Origin of the sequence: Streptococcus moroccensis (genome assembly GCF_030812835.1) — a bacterium.
Lineage (GTDB): Bacteria > Bacillota > Bacilli > Lactobacillales > Streptococcaceae > Streptococcus > Streptococcus moroccensis.
In genome coordinates, this window is record NZ_JAUSTM010000002.1 from 123,057 (window position 1) to 140,541 (window position 17,485).

Annotated in this window: 16 protein-coding genes; 5 read left to right on the top strand and 11 right to left on the bottom strand. The window is 39.6% G+C overall.

The annotated features are described in order from the left end of the window. Positions 1-270: 270 nt before the first annotated feature. From J2S23_RS01550 to xerS, 4 genes are all read left to right on the top strand, one after another. On the top strand, positions 271-1,281 hold the full coding sequence (locus J2S23_RS01550; RefSeq protein WP_307121002.1) for a hypothetical protein: 1,011 nt from the start codon (positions 271-273) through the stop codon (positions 1,279-1,281). Between the two features lie 241 nt (positions 1,282-1,522). Next, positions 1,523-2,518 (top strand): DUF5677 domain-containing protein, encoded by a 996-nt coding sequence (locus J2S23_RS01555; protein ID WP_307121003.1) that lies wholly within the window; start codon positions 1,523-1,525, stop codon positions 2,516-2,518. A gap of 109 nt (positions 2,519-2,627) precedes the next feature. Further along, on the top strand, positions 2,628-2,813 hold the full coding sequence (locus tag J2S23_RS01560) for a hypothetical protein (RefSeq protein ID WP_307121004.1): 186 nt from the start codon (positions 2,628-2,630) through the stop codon (positions 2,811-2,813). A gap of 383 nt (positions 2,814-3,196) precedes the next feature. Continuing rightward, on the top strand, positions 3,197-4,267 hold the full coding sequence (xerS, locus tag J2S23_RS01565; RefSeq protein ID WP_307121005.1) for a tyrosine recombinase XerS: 1,071 nt from the start codon (positions 3,197-3,199) through the stop codon (positions 4,265-4,267). Between the two features lie 231 nt (positions 4,268-4,498). Here the strand turns inward: xerS and J2S23_RS01570 are convergent, their stop codons facing one another. The 10 genes from J2S23_RS01570 to J2S23_RS01615 all read right to left on the bottom strand — a co-directional run bounded on the left by J2S23_RS01570 (position 4,499) and on the right by J2S23_RS01615 (position 14,856). Beyond that, the gene (locus J2S23_RS01570; protein ID WP_307121006.1) at positions 4,499-6,016 is read right to left on the bottom strand and encodes a PASTA domain-containing protein; all 1,518 of its coding nucleotides are present in this window, start codon (positions 6,014-6,016) and stop codon (positions 4,499-4,501) included. Beyond that, positions 6,006-6,683 (bottom strand): ABC transporter ATP-binding protein, encoded by a 678-nt coding sequence (locus tag J2S23_RS01575; protein WP_307121007.1) that lies wholly within the window; start codon positions 6,681-6,683, stop codon positions 6,006-6,008. Before J2S23_RS01575 ends, J2S23_RS01570 begins: the two co-directional genes overlap by 11 nt. Positions 6,684-6,694: 11 nt before the next feature. Continuing rightward, on the bottom strand, positions 6,695-8,221 hold the full coding sequence (locus tag J2S23_RS01580) for an ABC transporter permease (protein WP_307121008.1): 1,527 nt from the start codon (positions 8,219-8,221) through the stop codon (positions 6,695-6,697). 98 nt (positions 8,222-8,319) lie between these two features. Continuing rightward, positions 8,320-8,826 (bottom strand): NUDIX domain-containing protein, encoded by a 507-nt coding sequence (locus tag J2S23_RS01585; protein WP_307121009.1) that lies wholly within the window; start codon positions 8,824-8,826, stop codon positions 8,320-8,322. Next, complete coding sequence (locus J2S23_RS01590) at positions 8,826-9,275, bottom strand: NUDIX domain-containing protein (protein ID WP_307121010.1); 450 nt, start codon at positions 9,273-9,275, stop codon at positions 8,826-8,828. Before J2S23_RS01590 ends, J2S23_RS01585 begins: the two co-directional genes overlap by 1 nt. Continuing rightward, a complete protein-coding gene (locus tag J2S23_RS01595; protein WP_307121011.1) occupies positions 9,256-10,221 on the bottom strand; it encodes a sensor histidine kinase in 966 nt (321 codons plus the stop codon). The genes J2S23_RS01590 and J2S23_RS01595 overlap by 20 nt, the downstream gene beginning before the upstream one ends. Then, positions 10,218-10,883 carry a response regulator transcription factor gene (locus J2S23_RS01600; protein ID WP_307121012.1) on the bottom strand — a complete coding sequence of 222 codons (666 nt, stop codon included), beginning with the start codon at positions 10,881-10,883 and terminating at the stop codon, positions 10,218-10,220. Before J2S23_RS01600 ends, J2S23_RS01595 begins: the two co-directional genes overlap by 4 nt. Before the next feature lie 43 nt (positions 10,884-10,926). Then, positions 10,927-12,936, bottom strand: a complete 2,010-nt coding sequence (locus tag J2S23_RS01605) for an ABC transporter permease (RefSeq protein ID WP_307121013.1) — start codon at positions 12,934-12,936, stop codon at positions 10,927-10,929. 1 nt (position 12,937) lies between these two features. Then, positions 12,938-13,690: an ABC transporter ATP-binding protein gene (locus tag J2S23_RS01610; protein ID WP_307121014.1), complete on the bottom strand. Its 753-nt coding sequence runs from the start codon at positions 13,688-13,690 to the stop codon at positions 12,938-12,940. A 119-nt stretch (positions 13,691-13,809) separates the two neighbouring features. After that, positions 13,810-14,856 carry an acyltransferase family protein gene (locus J2S23_RS01615; RefSeq protein WP_307121015.1) on the bottom strand — a complete coding sequence of 349 codons (1,047 nt, stop codon included), beginning with the start codon at positions 14,854-14,856 and terminating at the stop codon, positions 13,810-13,812. A 152-nt stretch (positions 14,857-15,008) separates the two neighbouring features. Here J2S23_RS01615 and J2S23_RS01620 point away from each other — a divergent pair, with 152 nt between their 5' ends. Then, positions 15,009-15,755, top strand: a complete 747-nt coding sequence (locus tag J2S23_RS01620; protein ID WP_307121016.1) for a PASTA domain-containing protein — start codon at positions 15,009-15,011, stop codon at positions 15,753-15,755. Between the two features lie 92 nt (positions 15,756-15,847). Here the strand turns inward: J2S23_RS01620 and J2S23_RS01625 are convergent, their stop codons facing one another. Further along, entirely contained in the window at positions 15,848-17,404 is a 1,557-nt protein-coding gene (locus J2S23_RS01625; RefSeq protein WP_307121017.1) for an ABC-F family ATP-binding cassette domain-containing protein, read from the bottom strand. Positions 17,405-17,485: the final 81 nt, after the last annotated feature.

Below are 17,485 nucleotides of genomic sequence, written 5' to 3' on the forward strand. Positions count from 1 at the left end.
CATTCTTTAAAAAGTGTACTTTATTTTTGTTTTGTACTTTATTTTAAAGACTAATATGGTGTAGAATTTCATGGAGATATTGTAGTTAAGATAGAATTTCAATTGTACAAAATGAGGTAGAGAATAGATGATAAGTTTGATGTTCAATTGTACATTTTTTAGTGGATCTTGTGAAATGAAAATAGTCTTTATCGTGTTAACAAGATGGAGAATACAATAGTTTTAATGGTATAATTGGATTATGATTATTTTCATAGAAAGAAGTGGCAGATGGTAAAAATAGATACTGGTAATCCAGAAGAAAAAGAAGAGATTGGTTTACAGAGGAGTATAGATAGTTCATCGGAAGCTCTTAGTCATTCACAAGCAAAAATAGTTACAGCTGATTTGATCACTTCTTTAGCTTCTTTTCAAAATGCAATGAAGAGCTCAAACATGGCTGCGATAACTGCTTTATCAGCTTCCAATTTAGCCCATCAGATAGCAAAGTTAACTAATGTAACCCTACCTCAAGTGAACATTAGTTCAAGTTATAATAATATATTTTCAAGTATACAGATCGATTCTGTTAGAAATATCGTTAATTCGGTTAATCAAATAATGAACGGATTTCAGTTTGATTATTCAAAGTTCGCAGCAAATTTAGGGGAAATTTTAAAAAATATTCCTAGTCCCTATTCTGAAGATGAGATTAACGAAATAATACCTAATGTTGAGAGATTAGCTGAGCAGGGGTGGGTTATCTATTATGATTTCGGGGATGTATATAGGCGAATAAGTGCTGATAACATTCAAGAATTGGAAAATGAGTGGCTAACTCAATTAAAAACAGATCTTTCCAGCGAAAATGTTTATAGAGAGCTAAAAGAATCATTTTTGTATCCAGAAACATTAATAGAGTCAATGTTTGAAAGTTATAAAAGCGGCAATTACTATGCTGCGTATACACTTGCTACCTTAGCAATAGATGGAGCACTAAACAGGAATTCAGAACAAGTAACTAATGAGGGGAGGATACCCGTAGGAAGACGTTCAGTTGAAGTTCTAGATAAGCAATTTGTAGATAAATCCTTTAGTGAGGCTGGGTTAGTTCATTGGTTACAAATTTTTTTCAAAGATACTAATAACTTTACTATAGATGATCCCAATCGCCATATGATAGGCCATGGGCGTTGGGAAGGAACTATTTATGAAAAAGATTTTCTAAAATTGTTTAATGTAATTTTGTACTTATTGCGAAGTATTGAGTTTTGGCACTATAGTTTTCTAGAAAATCTGTAAAGATTTTTACCATAAACAACTAATATTTTTTGAAAAGATAGCGAGGGTAGAAATGAATAATAAAGGGATAGGCGTTCGAGAGATACCAGCAACTGTTGTATTAAATAAATTTATTGAGAATGAAGAAGATTCCAATTATGAAGTATTTTTACTAGATTATCTAAACCAGTCTGAATACTTCCAAAAAAAATCGAAATACAATAGGTGAAAATGAAGTATTATAGTCTGAAAAGGAGTACTGATGACTGATAAATTTGAGAATTTTTTTACCGACACACTAAATGAGTTACTTGAAGAGCATACAAAAACATTAAAAAATCAAGATGAAATTGATGACTTTTTAGAGAAATATGAGAAAGCTGATTTTTCAGGTTTGTATGAAACAATGATCAACGATACTTCAAATCAAATGGTGAGCAATGCTAAGACGGTGATGCATGAAAATTCACTATTTTTTAGGAATGAAGAAGCAGAAACACTTGCAAGTATAAATCAAAAATGGTGTAATGCATTTGTCACCTCCGAATCAATGTATATGATGGTACTTGAAGCTGTGGAAGAATACTCTGAATTTGTTAATAAGATGGAACTCCAAGATAGGGAAGAATCAATACATACATACACCGCCTTAAAGTATGTTCATGGTAGAGGGTTGCAGCAATTTTTAGAAATTATTACGTTGATGAAAAATGGCTTTGCTGATGGTGCTTATGCCAGATGGCGATCACTTTATGAATTAAACATTATAGCGTCTTTTATTTCAAAATATGGTGAGGAAGTTGCAGAGTCCTATATTTCATCTCGAAACTCAGAAGACCGCTATGAATGGGCTAGGGCATGTGGCGAATTTGACTCCAAAAAGAAATTTATACGTTTTGATGATATAAAGAATAAGGCCGATTTTCCTTCAAATTTGTGGCAACACCAATATCAACTTGCTAATGAAATTGTACATCCCTCCTCACAAGGTACGTTTAATAGAATGGGTACAATGAAAAATGAAGAGATGATTAGCGTTGGGCGTACGGATTTTGGCTTAACGACTCCAGGTGAACATTCAGCCATCACTTTGGCACAATTAACCGGTTTATTTCTAACAGTTTATCCATCTGGCGATGCATTATTGGCAGCTAACATGATCAATAAATGGGTTGACATAGTAAGGGAATATTATTTCAAGACACACGATTATATTTTTCCTGAAGAACCGAAATTGTGGAATGAAGAAGATAATTAATAATTAGCAGGAAACTTTTGCTATATTAAAAGTGATGAAAGAGTGAATCCTGGGATAAGATTGTCGAATTTTTTCCTGAAGCCCTTAATCAAAGAATCGAGGTGTAGTGATGTTGGATATTAATATTGTAAATCAATTTATAGCTTCTTTGAGTGAAGAGGAAATAAAAGAGCCTGAATTGGTGGCGAACGTAGCCGAAAAAGTTCTCATGGCTTTTGGATACGACCGCTATGACTCAATGGCAATGCACGTTCTTGTCTTGACTGCGATTGATAGACTGAAAGAAAGTCGATAATCCCAATAATCTATAACTTTTTCCTAAAAAATAAAAAGGTTGAAATTTTTCAGCCTTTTCTTATTTGATTACGAATATATAAGTAAGAGCATATAAAGCTCATCACAGAGAATGTACATTTGAAAAAAATTCCAGTTTTCACGTAAATAAAGTACATTTCTACAGTAAAATGAGAAAAGCCTAAAATCCTGTTTAGACTTGAATAAGGTATATTTTAAGTATTTTATTAAAGAAAAAATTTTTTTAGTTATCCTTTGAATTTAGTTATCGCCCTTATAATACCTGGATATCTCCTAACATCTTTCCGAAAAACTATAATTTTCTTGATAAACAGATAAGGGTGTGGTATACTTCTATTTAAAGATGGATATGGAGAAAGTGTTATGAAACGTGAATTGTTACTGGAAAAGATTGATCAACTGAAGGAACGGATGCCTTGGTTTGTCCTAGATTATTACCAATCCAAGCTGGCGGTACCCTATTCCTTTACAACCTTATATGAATACCTTAAGGAATACGATCGTTTTTTTACCTGGCTGATAGATGCTGGTATTGTTGATGTTGCTGATATGTCGAAAATTGAACTTTCTACGCTTGAAAACTTGACCAAAAAAGACATGGAAGCTTTTATACTCTATCTGCGTGAACGACCCTTACTTAATGCGAATACGACTAAGCAAGGTGTCTCACAGACAACCATTAACCGTACTTTGTCTGCCTTGTCTAGTCTCTACAAGTACTTGACCGAGGAGGTTGAAAATGAGCACGGAGAGCCCTATTTTTACCGTAATGTTATGAAAAAGGTCTCCACTAAGAAGAAAAAAGAAACGCTTGCTGCCAGAGCTGAAAATATCAAGCAAAAACTCTTTTTAGGCGATGAAACGCAAGGATTTCTGGATTACATTGAAAATGAGTACCCTGATCAGCTGTCTCCTCGGGCTCTATCGTCTTTTAATAAGAATAAGGAACGTGACTTAGCTGTCATTGCACTACTTCTGGCTTCTGGTGTCCGTCTGTCTGAAGCAGTTAATCTTGATCTTAAAGATTTGAACCTTAAGATGATGCTGATCGAGGTGACTCGTAAGGGTGGGAAACGCGACTCGGTCAATGTCGCTGGCTTTGCAAAACCTTACTTAGAAAACTATTTGGCTATCCGCAATAAACGCTATAAGACGGAGAAAACAGATATCGCTCTCTTTCTAACAGAATACCGAGGCCTCCCAAATCGTATCGACGCGTCATCCGTTGAAAAAATGGTCGCCAAATACTCCGAAAACTTTAAAATTCGGGTGACGCCTCATAAACTGAGACATACTTTAGCAACACGTCTCTACGATGCCACGAAATCACAAGTCTTAGTCAGTCATCAACTGGGACATGCTAATACACAAGTTACAGATCTCTATACACATATTGTGAACGATGAACAAAAAAATGCCCTGGATCAACTCTAATCCAGGGTGTTTTTGACATAATTTAAATTATGTAATATAAAATGAGTAATTTTTGCTTCCATTATAGTATTGAAAAGCTATGCTGACCATTATATAACTCATTTATTAAAATGCACCTGAAATGATAAGATTTCAGGTGCTTGAAAGTTTTGGATCCAGTAATCGCATGCAAAAGGTTTCAAAGCGACTTTATCTTTCGTTTTTTATACATAATTAAAATTACATCTAATCTTATTCGGTTATTTCTGGGGAATCATTGGTCTGTCCGCTAGATCCAAGACCAGTTTCAACTGGTACTTCAGGAATTATGGTGGGACTAGCCCAAACGCCATTACTAATACCTACATACACATGATAATTCATGGGTATTGGGACTTCATAGTCACTTTGCTCTACTACTGTTCCACGGGGTTCAGCAGAGTTAACCCAATAAGTCTCATAGGTCACTTCTGCTCCTCTGGACTGGTATTCGTCGAAGAAGTATTTAGCTAGTTCACTAGATTTCTTGCCACGAATATCTTTTAGATAGGGAGTTCCTTGAGAGTAGATGACTAAAATGTTTTTGCTTTCCTTTTCTGCTAATTGTTTGCCAGCTTCAATACTTTGTGAAATGAGGCTTCCATACCTTAGGGTTGGATTAAACTGATAGTGCACAGTGACAGTTAAGCCATTGGCATTAGCTGCAGCCTCCGGCGTTAAGGTAGCAAAATTCGGTACGGTTATACCTTTTCCAACAGAAACAAAGACTTCAATGGCATCTTTTTTAGCTACTTTTTCATTTGGTGCTGTAGACTGAGCGATAATATTTCCGACAGCACTACTATCGCTAGCCTGGTCGGTGTAGGTTACCTTTATTTGGTGTTTTTTAGCCCAGGAATCAACTTCTGATTTAGCTTTATCCGTAAAGTCTGGCACGTCAATGTTCTTCTCTAGGTTTTCTTTTCCTCGAGAATAGATCACAGTGGCTTTATCGCCTCGCTTATAATCCTGTACGGTGACATCTGAAGCGTTTATTTCAAAGCTAATCAATTGATTGGCTTCAACCGTTTCACTAAATTCCTTTTTGAGGGTAAGATTTTCAGCTTTATGCTGATTGATCCATTCTTCGGCCTCCTGAGCTGATAACTTATCAAAATCTGGCAAAACCAGTAGCTCGTTCGGATCAGCTCCCTTTGATACTGTTAGTAAAACCGTACTGCCTTTTCGGACGCGTTTTTTAGGTTTAGAACTTTGGGAAATAACGTGATTCACATCCTGTTCTAAACTGAACACTTGGTCCATGTCAAGGGTGATTCTGTTTTTTACGCCCCATTCTCGAGCTTCTGAAATCGTTTGACCTGTAAAATCTGGAATAGCCACATGGGTCATCCGATACACCAAAAACAACGCCAGCAAAACTGCAAGAGCAACTCCAGCAATTAAAGCGCGTTTTTGAGTTGCTTTCTTAGTCTTATAGGTTGGATCAACCTCATAGAGATCATTATCCCGATAGCGATTACCACGCGATCGGGGGTGATTGGTGGGAGAAAACAGATTTTTGTCGGCTTCAGTCAGTTCTTGCGGTGGATCCTTTTTGAATCGCTCCTGACTTTCTTCTGTTAGAGCTTCTTTTGATGATTTCTCCTTTTCGAAAGAGATGGGAGTTGCTATGGTGTTCGGTGTTGCTGGTTCAGCCTCTTTTTTCTTATCTTCCTCAAGTAAGTCATCGTAGTTTTTACCTGAAAATTTAGAGAGGAAATCATTGCTCATAGGCTGTTAATTTCCCTTTATGAAGGTAAAGAATTTGATCACTTTCCTCGGCGATTTCTTTGGCATGGGTCACGACGATGACACACTTCCCATGCTCATGCGCAAGTTTTTTGAAAATCGAAACAATTTCGGCTTCCATTTCTTCATCGAGGTTACCTGTCGGTTCATCCGCTAAAATGATATCAACGTTGGTTGCAAGCGCACGTGCAATGGCAACCCGTTGTTGCTCACCCCCAGAGAGTTGGTTCACTAGCCGATCAGCCTTGATCTTGTCAAGCCCAATATAATCTAAAAGGTTATAAGCAACTTCTTTTTGATCTTTGGGTAAATCATTTTGGGTGATTGCCATAGGTACCAGTACATTCTCAACCGCTGTCATATATGGAATAAGGTTATAATGTTGAAAAATGATACCAATATTATCCCGTCTAAAAGCGTCATACCCTAGTTTTTTGATATCTTGGCCATTATAGAGAATAGCCCCATTTTTGGGTTCATCTAAGGCACTAATTAAGGACAGAAATGTCGTTTTACCTGAGCCGGACTGCCCTAAGATGGTATAAAAGACACCTTTTTCAAATTGAACGGACGTTTCTTTTAAAATGGTACGCCGTTGCTCACCATCTTGATAATAATAATCTATTTTTTGTGTTTCAAGAATAGCCATGGTTGCCTCCTTTACATCATGATTTTCTTAGGATTGAGGCGCAGAATATACGCTAGCGGTGCAAGGGTGGCTAAGAGCGTGGTACCTAGGCCAACTCCATACATCAGAAGGGCGTAGAATGGGGTCAGACTAACCTTATAAGCAGCAACGACATCTTCCGTTGTAAAATTGTTTTCTCCGAATAACATTGGGTTCATCACGTAGCCATAATCTGTCATTTGCTGGCTTTCCAGTTGATTTTGAATCAAAGTTGCAGATAGTCCATTCGCAATGAGATTTCCTGTAAAAACAGCTAATGTAATGGCAATAAACGCAATGAGTAGCACTTCCATAAGTATTTGGCCATATACCTTGGTTCTTTTTTCGCCAAAGGAGAGGTAAATGCCAAGTTCGTGCTTACGGTCTCTCAGAAACAGTAAAACGACCAGAGTAATGATAAGGATTGCAGCTAGGATAGCGACGATGAGTACATAGCCAGCTAGTTTAGACATGGATTGAACTGGACCAGCAATGGCATCATATTGATCTGAAGAGGCTGAAATCATGTAGTACTCAGGAACTAATGCTTGATTTTCTTCTTTGAAAGCATCAATGTCTTCAGGTTTATTAAGGATAAAGACAGGCGTATAGTACTCTGCACCCCCAGATCCAAACTCTTCCCCATAAAGCTCGGCATAATAGGCAACAGAGACTTTATTAACGTCTAACGCGACTTTATTAGGAGCATAAATGGTGTTAGCCACACTTTGCTCCATAAAGGCTTTGTTCATCTTATCGGAGTCACCTTGAGATTGGCCCTCGTCATTAGTAGAAGCAATGTCAGTCTTGAATGCTTCAAAAATACCAATAATTTCAAACTCAAAATCACCAAGATTAGTCGCTTGGATGTTTGGTGTGCCGTCTGCTGCCACTACTGCATTACTATAATCGACACCATAACTTGACAGCGTCAAAGGATCACCGACTTTGAGTTTATTTAAATCGGCTACTTGCTTGGAGATAAGGACAGTATTGGCCCCTGAGTCCACTTCTTCTTGGGTTAGAACACGGCCATCAATAAGATTAACTCTTTTTTCTTCAATATCAAGAATGTTAGGATATTGCACTCCCTTGACAGCAAAGGCATGATACTCTTCACCGCCTGCAGTCGCATACATGCCGTTGTCAGACTGCTCTTTCAGGTAATCTGGTATATAGTAAGTCAGGGTTTCAGATCCCAATGATGCGCCAGTATTGTAATCAAAATATTTCACATAAGAAGACTGACCAATCTGTTCAATCAGTTCGGGTTTCAAGGAATCTTCGAGTATGAAATTCTCATTGCTGGTGTATTCTTTTTCCACCGCTTTATAATCTACATCAATAGTAGCTGTTGCCCCCATACTGTATTTTATTTTTTCCTCGACACGATGACTAGCTTGCTGAACCGATATAGCTCCAGCAATCACATTGGAGATGATGAAAATGATGGCAAAAAGTAACAAAGACTTTCCTTTACGCCTTGTCACACTTAACCAAGCACGGTTTAAAAAGTTCATAAGTCAACCTCCTTATTAATCTTTACAAGAAAACGCTTTCCTATACCTATATTATAGCCAAATAGTGACTATCATACAAGTTAAACATCAAAATGTTCTCACAATTTTAATGGCTTTGTAGATGTCATCTTTTGCAACCAGTTCCAATCAAAAGGATTTGACTTGGCTAAAGCATTAGCTTCTTCGAAGCTTACCCAAGCGATTTGAGCTACTTCAGACTCTTGAAGGTTTAGGTGTTTTATGCTCGTTTGAGGAATCTTTGCTGAAAAATAATGCATGATGGACTTAATATCTGGCCTCATCTCATACCCAAAATAATGGAACTCTAATCTTGTTACTCCCAGTTCTTCTGCTACTTCTCTAGCGATTCCTTGCTCAGGGGTTTCCTTGGTCAGAAGGGAACCACCCGTAAATAGGTCCCAAGAGCCTGGATTGACTTCTTTAGTTAGTGCGCGTTGCTGGGTAAGGATATTTCCTTGCTCATCTATCAATAGAGCATTAACACAGGCATGGAATTGCCCTTTTTGCAAGGAATGGACCGCATTTCGGCTAATTGTTTCTCCTGTCAGTTGGTTCTGCTCGTCATAAATGTCCCAAATCTCCATCAGGTTCTCCATTCTTGATAAGTAATGCCAGCCATTGCTTTTTGAATAGCTATTTTCCGGTCCTCAATCATTTGATCAGGCAACTGTTCAAGATTAAACCAGGCCAAGCCAGCATTTTTGAAAGCTTCCATGACCTTGGGCTTACCGCTATAGCGCGATACCGTGAAATAAAGGTAGATATAGGGAAATTGGTCTTCCTGACCAGTGCGATGCACGGTATGGACTAGCTGAAGGCTGTCAGCATTAACCTGAATTCCTAATTCTTCCTGGCATTCTCTAACGACTGCTTCTGTTGCTGTTTCTCCGGGATCGATATGCCCTGTCCCCGCTAGATCCCAATAACCGTCCATATAACCGGTATTTTGGCGTTGATGAAGTAAGAGCTGTCCCTGTTCATTTTGGATGATAGGAAAGACAGCGGCATAGAGTTTAAAGTGTGTTGAGGTCATTTAGTTTCCTTTTTGGTTTGATGGTAACGGTCGTGCCTTGGTCTATTTCACTTTCAATAGCTACTGCTAGCTCCAGTTCCGTCAGAATAAGCTTAGTCATATAAAGACCGAGACCAGTGGATTTATGGTGTTGATGGCCATTAAAGCCTGTAAAACCCTCCTCAAAGAGCCTAGGGATATCCTCAGGCAAAATCCCCAGTCCTTGATCGCTTATTTTCAGGCTTCCAGCATCAATTGTAATGACTATCGTACCCCCTGGTCGACTGTACTTAATCGCATTGTCAATAATTTGGCTAATAGCAAAGGTCAGCCATTTACGGTCTGAGTTAAGCAACCATTCGCCCGAGATAGAGATAGATAAGTCCTTACTCAAACATTGAATCCTGTAGTCTTTGATAATAGATGAGACCAGTGCTTTGACAGATAAGTTTTCAAAGCGGTAGTCATCCGTTTTTTCCTGAAACTTGAGATAGTTCAAGAGCATGGTCAGGTAGTGATCAATCGACTGCACTTGATTAGCGACGTCCTGAGGTGCAAGACGCTCCGTCTGCACCATGAGATCAAGGCTAGCTAGAGGCACCTTGATTTGATGAGACCACATCTTGATTAAACTGGTTAGTTGCGTCCTTTCTTGACGTAAGCTGTCTTGTTGATTTTTTGAATGACTGACGCTCTCTTCTAAGGCATCAAGATGAGCTTGAACTAAGGGGGAGCTGGTTTCAGCAGCTTTGACAGACTTGTGGTCAGAGAGAAGGCTCATCTTTTGCACAAACTGCCAATACAGAACAGCTATTGCTATCACATAAATAGTAAGCGTGAAGACAAGGGCGTTGCTAAAAGTCGCAAGTGGTAGTCTGTAAAGCCAAAAGGTTATGCCTAGGATTAACACTAATATCGGATAAAGTAATAACCAGAGGCGGTATTCTTTGAGAAATTTTCCAATCATTGCACTAAGAATCCTACCCCTCTAATGGTATGAATGCGGTCAAAATCCAGCTGGCGAAGCTTTTTCCTCAGCCTGGTCATATTGACATTGAGCGTGTTTTGGTCGATGAAGTCTTCATTCTCCCACAGTTTTTCCAGCAACTTTTCTTTGGTGACCAGCTGGCCTTGTTTAGATAAAAGGCTATGAAGAATTTTATTCTCCGTAGGGGTTAGAATAATCTTATCAAGTCCTCTGCTAAATTCTCCATCGAGCGTTAGGCAGTAATCCTCAAAGACCAGATCACCAGTCGCGTAATCCTGGCTCCGTCTCAGCAACGCTGTAATTTTAGCTTCCAGAACAGAGAGGGAAAAGGGCTTGGCGATAAAGTCATCCGCGCCCATATTGAGTGCCATAATCGCATTCATCTCTTCATTAGCACTGGAAATGAAAATCAGGGGAATATTAGACTTCTTACGGAGTTCGGTCGTCCAGTAATAACCATTGAAGTAAGGAAGAGTGATGTCCATGAGTACCACATCGGCTCCTGCTTCTGTGATTTCCTGCTGAACAGCTCTGAAATTTGTCACGCCAATCACCTGATAACGGTCTTTAAAGTAAGTTTTGAGCGATTGAACGATGGACAGATCATCCTCCACCACAAAAATCGTTTTCATATCTTTCATAAGTCTATTTTACAAAAATAAAGCTTCTGACGCCAGCGCTGACCTAGCGTTCAATAATCTTATAGTAAGTTCTGCTGGTCACCCGGTAAACAAGGTAATAGAGCAAAATGAACACTAGGATAAAGAGGCTCGCAGTTGGCCACACAATGCTGTCTGCGAAGACGCCCGTGTCGTTTAATAAACGAATTAACAAGGGCATAGCAAAGCCAATATGAATGACAGCTAAACCGAGAGGGGCAAAGAAAATGAGAAGAATTTGGTTGCTAATCGTTTTTCTGACCATTTTCTTGCTCATGCCGATTTCCTGTAAGACCTTGTAGGCTTTTCGGTCTTCATGGCCTTCTGAAATTTGCTTGTAATACATAATCAAACAAGCACCCATGAGGAAGCTAAAGCCGATAATCACTCCAATAAAGAGGAAGGGGCCGGTGAAATCAAGTTTGTTTTGGTACTCCTCCTGCTTATAGCTCGCCCAGAAAAACGGTGATTGTGCTTGATAATCACGGTTGTCACTTTTATCTGCTATCTTTTGGTACTGTTCATCTGTTACCCGACCAAGCAAACTATAAAAGAAGAAGCCATAATAATCAGGATTATTGGCATAAACTTCTGAAACAAAGTCCTCTGTCTGGTGCGCAATCATTTGCTCCATGAGAGCTTGATCATCAGGCAGAATGATAATGGCCGTATTTCCTGGAAATCTCAAGTTGCGTAATGGAAGATCTGGCTGTTCGGCTAGTGGAATAACATAATAAACACTGCCATCAAATAAGGTCATCTGTGTCGTTTTGAGGTTGGTGTGATAAGTCGTATGGTAATAGCCAATTTGCCCATCAGCTAATGATAAGGCAGGGTTACCTGACTTTTCATAATCTACTAGACTGATAAAATAGATAGAGGTACCATTAACATAAGAATCACTATTGGAAAAGACATCAATCAACGAAAAATTTTCCGTATTTTCGAGGTTTTGGTACGTTTGGTAATAAAGAAGACCATCAAAGTCGGCTAATTCTGCTCCAATCTCGGTCACTAAATCAGTTGCAACCTCTTCTGCCTTGGTTCTATCCCTCAAAGACCAAATATCTAAGGAAATGTTTTTCCCGTTAGGATAAGCTCTCTCGAGGCTATCGTTGATGCTTAGAAAAATAGAAGCCGTCGCAATGACTGTTGCCATGACCATACTGGCAAGAACTGTGATATTGGCAAGCCCAAAGGCGTTTTGCTTCATGCGATAGAGCATGTTAGCTGTTGGAATGAAGTGTTTTTTCTTGTAAAAATAGTTCTTGTTGTTTTTACGTTTCCGTAACAGCCAAGTCAGGAAACTGATGAAAAAGAGATAGGTGCCAAAGATGACAGATAAAACAGCTAAAAAGCTATAGAGAATATATTCTTGCGTAAACGGTATCTTATCGTTAAGGGAGAAAGCATAGGAAGCTATGATCATCAACACACCTAGGAAACCTATCAAGGCATTACTTTTTGGCTCTTTTTCAGGGGTTTTATTGGACCTGAGCAATTCCAAAGAGGAAAGTTTATGGATTTTAAGCCAAGTGATTACAAGTAAACTGATAAAAATCCCTGTGAAGAAAAACCAGGTCCCACGGTAGCCGGCTGCCGTCAGTCCAATTTCAAAATTATCAATCTCGATCATATTGACCAAAATCAGATAGAGAAACTTGGCCAAAACTGTTGCTAAAAGGCTTCCGATTAGCATGATCACTGTAAAAACTATAAATAATTCCAAAATAGCCACAATAGCAATACGCTTGCGGTTCATCCCGATGACGCTATATAAGCCAAACTCCTTGCTCCGCTGCTTCATCAAGAAGTTATGACTGTAGTGAACGATGATAAGGGCAAAAATAGCAATGGTCCAAAAGGCAAATTTAAGAATGGTTGGAGTCGTACGTCTATCTTGGATATCAGGTGCTAACCATATCATGTTGATGGTGTTAAGTAAGATAAAAAGTGTTGTACTGGAAAGAATAAAGGGCAGGTAAGCCTGATAAGCCTTTTTGAGGTTGCCCAAAGCCAGTTTAAGGTAAAGCATCCTAGTCACCTCCTAGCAAACTTGTCATGGTTAGTGAGATGGTTTTATAGAAATCTGAGGACGACTGGTCGCCACGGTACAACTGATGGAAAATACGTCCATCCTTGATAAAGAGAACACGACCAGCATGGCTGGCTGCCATCGGGGAATGCGTGACCATGAGAATGGTCTGACCTGACTGATTGATATCTTCAAAAATACGCATCAAGTCTTCAGAATTACGGTAATCAAGAGCTGCTGTAGGCTCGTCAGCCAAGATTAATTGCGGTTTGGTGATGAGGGCGCGTGCGATGGCAACCCGTTGTTGCTGACCACCTGATAGCTCATAGGGACGTTGATTGAGGAGTTCAGTCAGCCCCAAATTGTCTGCTAAGGCTGGCAAGCGCTGCTCCATTTCCGTAATAGGCAGATCACTTAAAACTAACGGTAAAAAGATGTTATCTCTGATATTGAGCGTATCCAAGAGGTTGAAATCCTGAAAGACAAAACCGAGATTCTTCAAACGAAAATCAGCCATATCACTTTCTTTGATATGGGTCAGGTCTTTGCCGTTTAAGATAACGGCACCTGACGTGGGCTGATCTAAGGTAGCCAGGATATTGAGAAGCGTTGTCTTACCAGAGCCTGATTCGCCCATGATGGCGACGAATTCCCCCTTTTCCACTTGGAAATGGACATCTTGAAGAGCTCTGACTTCTGCTTTTGACCCACGTGTCCGAAAAACACGCTGCAAATGTTTGGCGTATAAAAACATAGGGACCTCCTATTTCTTAGCTTAATTGTAACAAAAGTTAGTTGATGTAGCTAGATTTTTCTTATTTCTAGTATACCGATTATAACTGATAGTTTCTCTTACACCTTAAGACGGATGTCTTACAAATTTGTAAGCTTAAAACGGATGCTCTGAATCATCTTGTGCAACATTAGCCGTTTTAGAGGAGCGTATTTTAAGAGCAGGTGACTGAGAAAATGAGTCGCAACAAGTGTCATAAGACTGACCACGATTCCCTTTTCCCATTTTTTTAAGTCACTATTTGCCAACCAGAGAAAAGATAATTCTATAAAGATAGGGTGGAAATAATAATAATATTTGCTGTAGTATTTCAAGGTTTGCCACTGCTTCTCTCGGAAAAGTTCTGTCCTCCAAGCCCAATTGACCAAGAAAAAAGTGAACGGAAGGAGAGAAAAAATAAAATTTTTATCATAACCTTGGTGCTGGAAGATGATAAAGCTTTCGGCTAGCAATAAACCAAAGGCTAATACAAATTTCAAGAAAGGCTGTCTGGCCAAAAATGGTGCCTGACGATTGTCATAAAGACTTTGCCCGATTAAGATGAAGATAGGGACATAAAAAAGGCCGTTGCGACTGGTGAAGAAAATCTGGGAATAGTTATCGTAAAGCTTTACAAAAAATGTCCCTGATAAGCAAGCAGAATAAGTTTCTATAGCACCAAAGAGATAGAGCAAGATAAAGCATGCCCAAAGCCCTTTTTGAGGTAAGAGTTTGCGAAGGCTGTGATAAAAGAAGAAACCAAACAAGATAGCTGGAAAATACCACAAGTGGTAACATGTCCCTGTATAAAACAGCGAGGCCAAAATGCCTATAGGTAGATATATACCTGGATAATTTGACTGCTGATAATACCATACTGCATAGGGTAAATAAAGCAACGACAAGCCTAAGTAGCTGCACAACCATTTTTTAGAGGTTATCTTCAACTGCTCCGGCTTCCTAGCAAGCCAAAAACTGGCACTAACAATGAAAAAAGGAACAGCCATGCGGCTAAAGATACTTTTTTGAACAAAATGTAATCCGTCATTAGGAAAAATCCGTTGAGCATGTAAGAGGATGACTAATACAGCAAATACATATTGTAGCAAACTAAACATGGAAAAGTTAATCTTAATTTCTTTAGTCATTCTGGGCTCCTCCTTCAATTCTAATTTATCCTAATCTAGCAAGACATGCCCTTACATCTCTAGACGGATTTCTTACAAATTTGTAAGACTTTAGGGGAGTTAGCATATCTTTTGTGGTATACTAAAGGAAGAACAAAGGGAGGTGTAAAGAGATGGTAAAACCTAAGATTGGGAAATTGGCTGGACGGGCATTTAAGGTATTAAACGCCACCCTTTCTGTTATTCCAGATACAGTCGAAATTGCTGGTAAAATCACTGATAAGGCTGCACCAATTGTTGACAAGGCTCTAGACCGCCGTCATGAAGCCAAAACAGCTCTGATTCAAATCCCAAACGTGATTGATATGCCGATCCATTCTGCCCAAAGCTATCTTGAAAGCATTGGTTTTTCTGTTCATGTCCTTCCAGCCAAGGCACATAAAAAGTTTGCCAAGGCTGAAATAGACGAGGTTGTGGCCATGAATCCCGTATCTGGTAAATTCAAGGCTGGCCATCTGGTGAAACTTTATTACCTAACCCCGGAAACACTCGAAGCGAGTAAGGCTTTAGGAGACAGCATAGTTTTACCAACGGATCTCAAGGGTACTGATATAGACGAGGCCGAACGAATCCTAACTGAACAAGGCTTCACGGTCATTCGACGTATTATCGCACCAAGAGCAGAACTTGGCGATAAAAATGCCAATCAAGTCATCGAAACCTATCCCAAACAAACTTTCTTGACAAAAAATGTCCGCCCTGGTACTATCATTCGCCTTGACTATCTTGATGGACACAATATGGCTTTGAGTCGCAAACTTCTTTCTGAGCGCCATGCTAAACAAAAAGAGACCCTAGCCAACCTAAATGAATTGGTTAAGAACCCTCAGAAACTTCTCAAATCTAAAAATAAACAGTGACCTTATCCCAGGTATTATTATCAAAAGTAAACCACCAGAAGCAATCTGCATAGACAGATCTCTCCTGGTGGTTTAACGTTAATCTGATATCCTTAGCCACGCATGACGGAATAGCCTGAGAAGTCCCAGACTTCTGTCGCTAACCCGTCATAGAATTCGGGTTCGTGGCAGACCATCAGAATGCTTCCTTTATATTCTTTCAGAGCGCGCTTGAGTTCATCCTTGGCATCAACATCCAAGTGGTTAGTTGGCTCATCTAGAATCAGGACATTGCTTTCCTTGTTTTGAAGTTTGCAGAGGCGAACTTTTGCTTGTTCGCCACCGCTGAGCACTCGGACATTGCTCTCGATATGCTTGGTCGTGAGACCACATTTAGCCAGAGCTGCGCGTACTTCAGCCTGGTTCATGTAAGGGAAAGTGTCCCAAATCTCATCCAAACAGGATTTGTCAACATCGCCTGACATTTCCTGTTCAAAGTAACCGATTTCTAAAAATTCACCCCGTTCGACCTCACCCTCAAGAGGGTCAATGAGTCCCAGAAGACTTTTAAGAAGGGTTGTTTTCCCGATCCCGTTTGATCCGGTAATGGCAATCTTTTGGCCACGTTGCATCTCAAGATTCATCGGCTTGGTCAAAGGGGTATCATATCCAATAACCAAATCTTCTGTTTTAAAGATGTAACGGCCAGGAGTTCTCGCTACTAAGAAGTTGAATTCTGGTTTAGGACGTTCCTGCACCAGTTCAATCATTTCCATCTTATCCAGCTTCTTCTGACGAGACATGGCCATGTTACGAGTTGCTACGCGAGCTTTGTTCCGTGCCACAAAGTCCTTGAGATCCGCAATTTCTTTTTGCTGACGATTATAAGCTGCTTCAATCTGCGCCTTCTTCATAGCATAAACTTCTTGGAACTTGTCATAGTCACCCACATAGCGGTTCAACTGCTGATTATCCATATGGTAAATCAGGTTAATGACACTATTTAAAAATGGAATATCGTGAGATATGAGGATAAAGGCATTTTCATACTCGTTCAGATAGCGGCGAAGCCATTCAATATGCTCAGCATCGAGGTAGTTAGTTGGCTCATCTAGGAGCAAGATATCGGGTTTTTCAAGCAGGAGCTTGGCTAATAGAATCTTAGTCCGTTGGCCACCTGATAGCTCATTGACATCACTATCCAAGCCAAAAGCCGTAATGCCAAGGGCGCGTGCTACTTCTTCTACCTTGATATCGACGATATAAAAATCATGAGATTCTAGAAGGTCTTGCAATTCGCCTGTTTCTTCCATTAACTCTGCCATTTTGTCCTCATCTGCTTCAGCCATTTCCATGTAGGCTTCCCCCAGACGGGTTTCATATTCATAAAGGTAAGAAAAGGCACTGCGAAGGACGTCTCGGATAGTCATGCCTGGTTCCAGCACCGTGTGCTGGTCTAAGTAACCAACCCGGACACGCTTGCTCCATTCAACCTTGCCTTCATCAGGCTGGAGTTTGCCAGTGATGATATTCATGAAGGTCGACTTCCCTTCACCATTGGCTCCAATGAGGCCAATATGCTCCCCTTTTAAGAGTCTGAAAGAGACGTCATTAAATATCGCCCGTTCTCCAAATCCATGGGTTAAGTGTTCTACGTTTAAAATACTCATTTAAAAGTCCTATACTATGATGTTATGGTCATTTAGGTCAATTCCATCAATTGACACACTTCTTTTATTTTACCCTATTTC

Excerpts from the sequence above, each read along its gene's own strand:
- J2S23_RS01620 (WP_307121016.1), top strand. The coding sequence starts at position 15,009 with ATGGTAAAACCTAAGATTGGGAAATTGGCTGGACGGGCATTTAAGGTA.
- J2S23_RS01580 (WP_307121008.1), bottom strand. The coding sequence starts at position 8,221 with ATGAACTTTTTAAACCGTGCTTGGTTAAGTGTGACAAGGCGTAAAGGA.
- J2S23_RS01590 (WP_307121010.1), bottom strand. The coding sequence starts at position 9,275 with ATGACCTCAACACACTTTAAACTCTATGCCGCTGTCTTTCCTATCATC.
- J2S23_RS01575 (WP_307121007.1), bottom strand. The coding sequence starts at position 6,683 with ATGGCTATTCTTGAAACACAAAAAATAGATTATTATTATCAAGATGGT.
- J2S23_RS01560 (WP_307121004.1), top strand. The coding sequence starts at position 2,628 with ATGTTGGATATTAATATTGTAAATCAATTTATAGCTTCTTTGAGTGAA.
- J2S23_RS01570 (WP_307121006.1), bottom strand. The coding sequence starts at position 6,016 with ATGAGCAATGATTTCCTCTCTAAATTTTCAGGTAAAAACTACGATGAC.
- J2S23_RS01550 (WP_307121002.1), top strand. The coding sequence starts at position 271 with ATGGTAAAAATAGATACTGGTAATCCAGAAGAAAAAGAAGAGATTGGT.
- J2S23_RS01615 (WP_307121015.1), bottom strand. The coding sequence starts at position 14,856 with ATGACTAAAGAAATTAAGATTAACTTTTCCATGTTTAGTTTGCTACAA.
- J2S23_RS01610 (WP_307121014.1), bottom strand. The coding sequence starts at position 13,690 with ATGTTTTTATACGCCAAACATTTGCAGCGTGTTTTTCGGACACGTGGG.
- J2S23_RS01595 (WP_307121011.1), bottom strand. The coding sequence starts at position 10,221 with ATGATTGGAAAATTTCTCAAAGAATACCGCCTCTGGTTATTACTTTAT.
- J2S23_RS01555 (WP_307121003.1), top strand. The coding sequence starts at position 1,523 with ATGACTGATAAATTTGAGAATTTTTTTACCGACACACTAAATGAGTTA.
- J2S23_RS01605 (WP_307121013.1), bottom strand. The coding sequence starts at position 12,936 with ATGCTTTACCTTAAACTGGCTTTGGGCAACCTCAAAAAGGCTTATCAG.
- J2S23_RS01585 (WP_307121009.1), bottom strand. The coding sequence starts at position 8,826 with ATGGAGATTTGGGACATTTATGACGAGCAGAACCAACTGACAGGAGAA.
- J2S23_RS01625 (WP_307121017.1), bottom strand. The coding sequence starts at position 17,404 with ATGAGTATTTTAAACGTAGAACACTTAACCCATGGATTTGGAGAACGG.
- J2S23_RS01600 (WP_307121012.1), bottom strand. The coding sequence starts at position 10,883 with ATGAAAGATATGAAAACGATTTTTGTGGTGGAGGATGATCTGTCCATC.
- xerS (WP_307121005.1), top strand. The coding sequence starts at position 3,197 with ATGAAACGTGAATTGTTACTGGAAAAGATTGATCAACTGAAGGAACGG.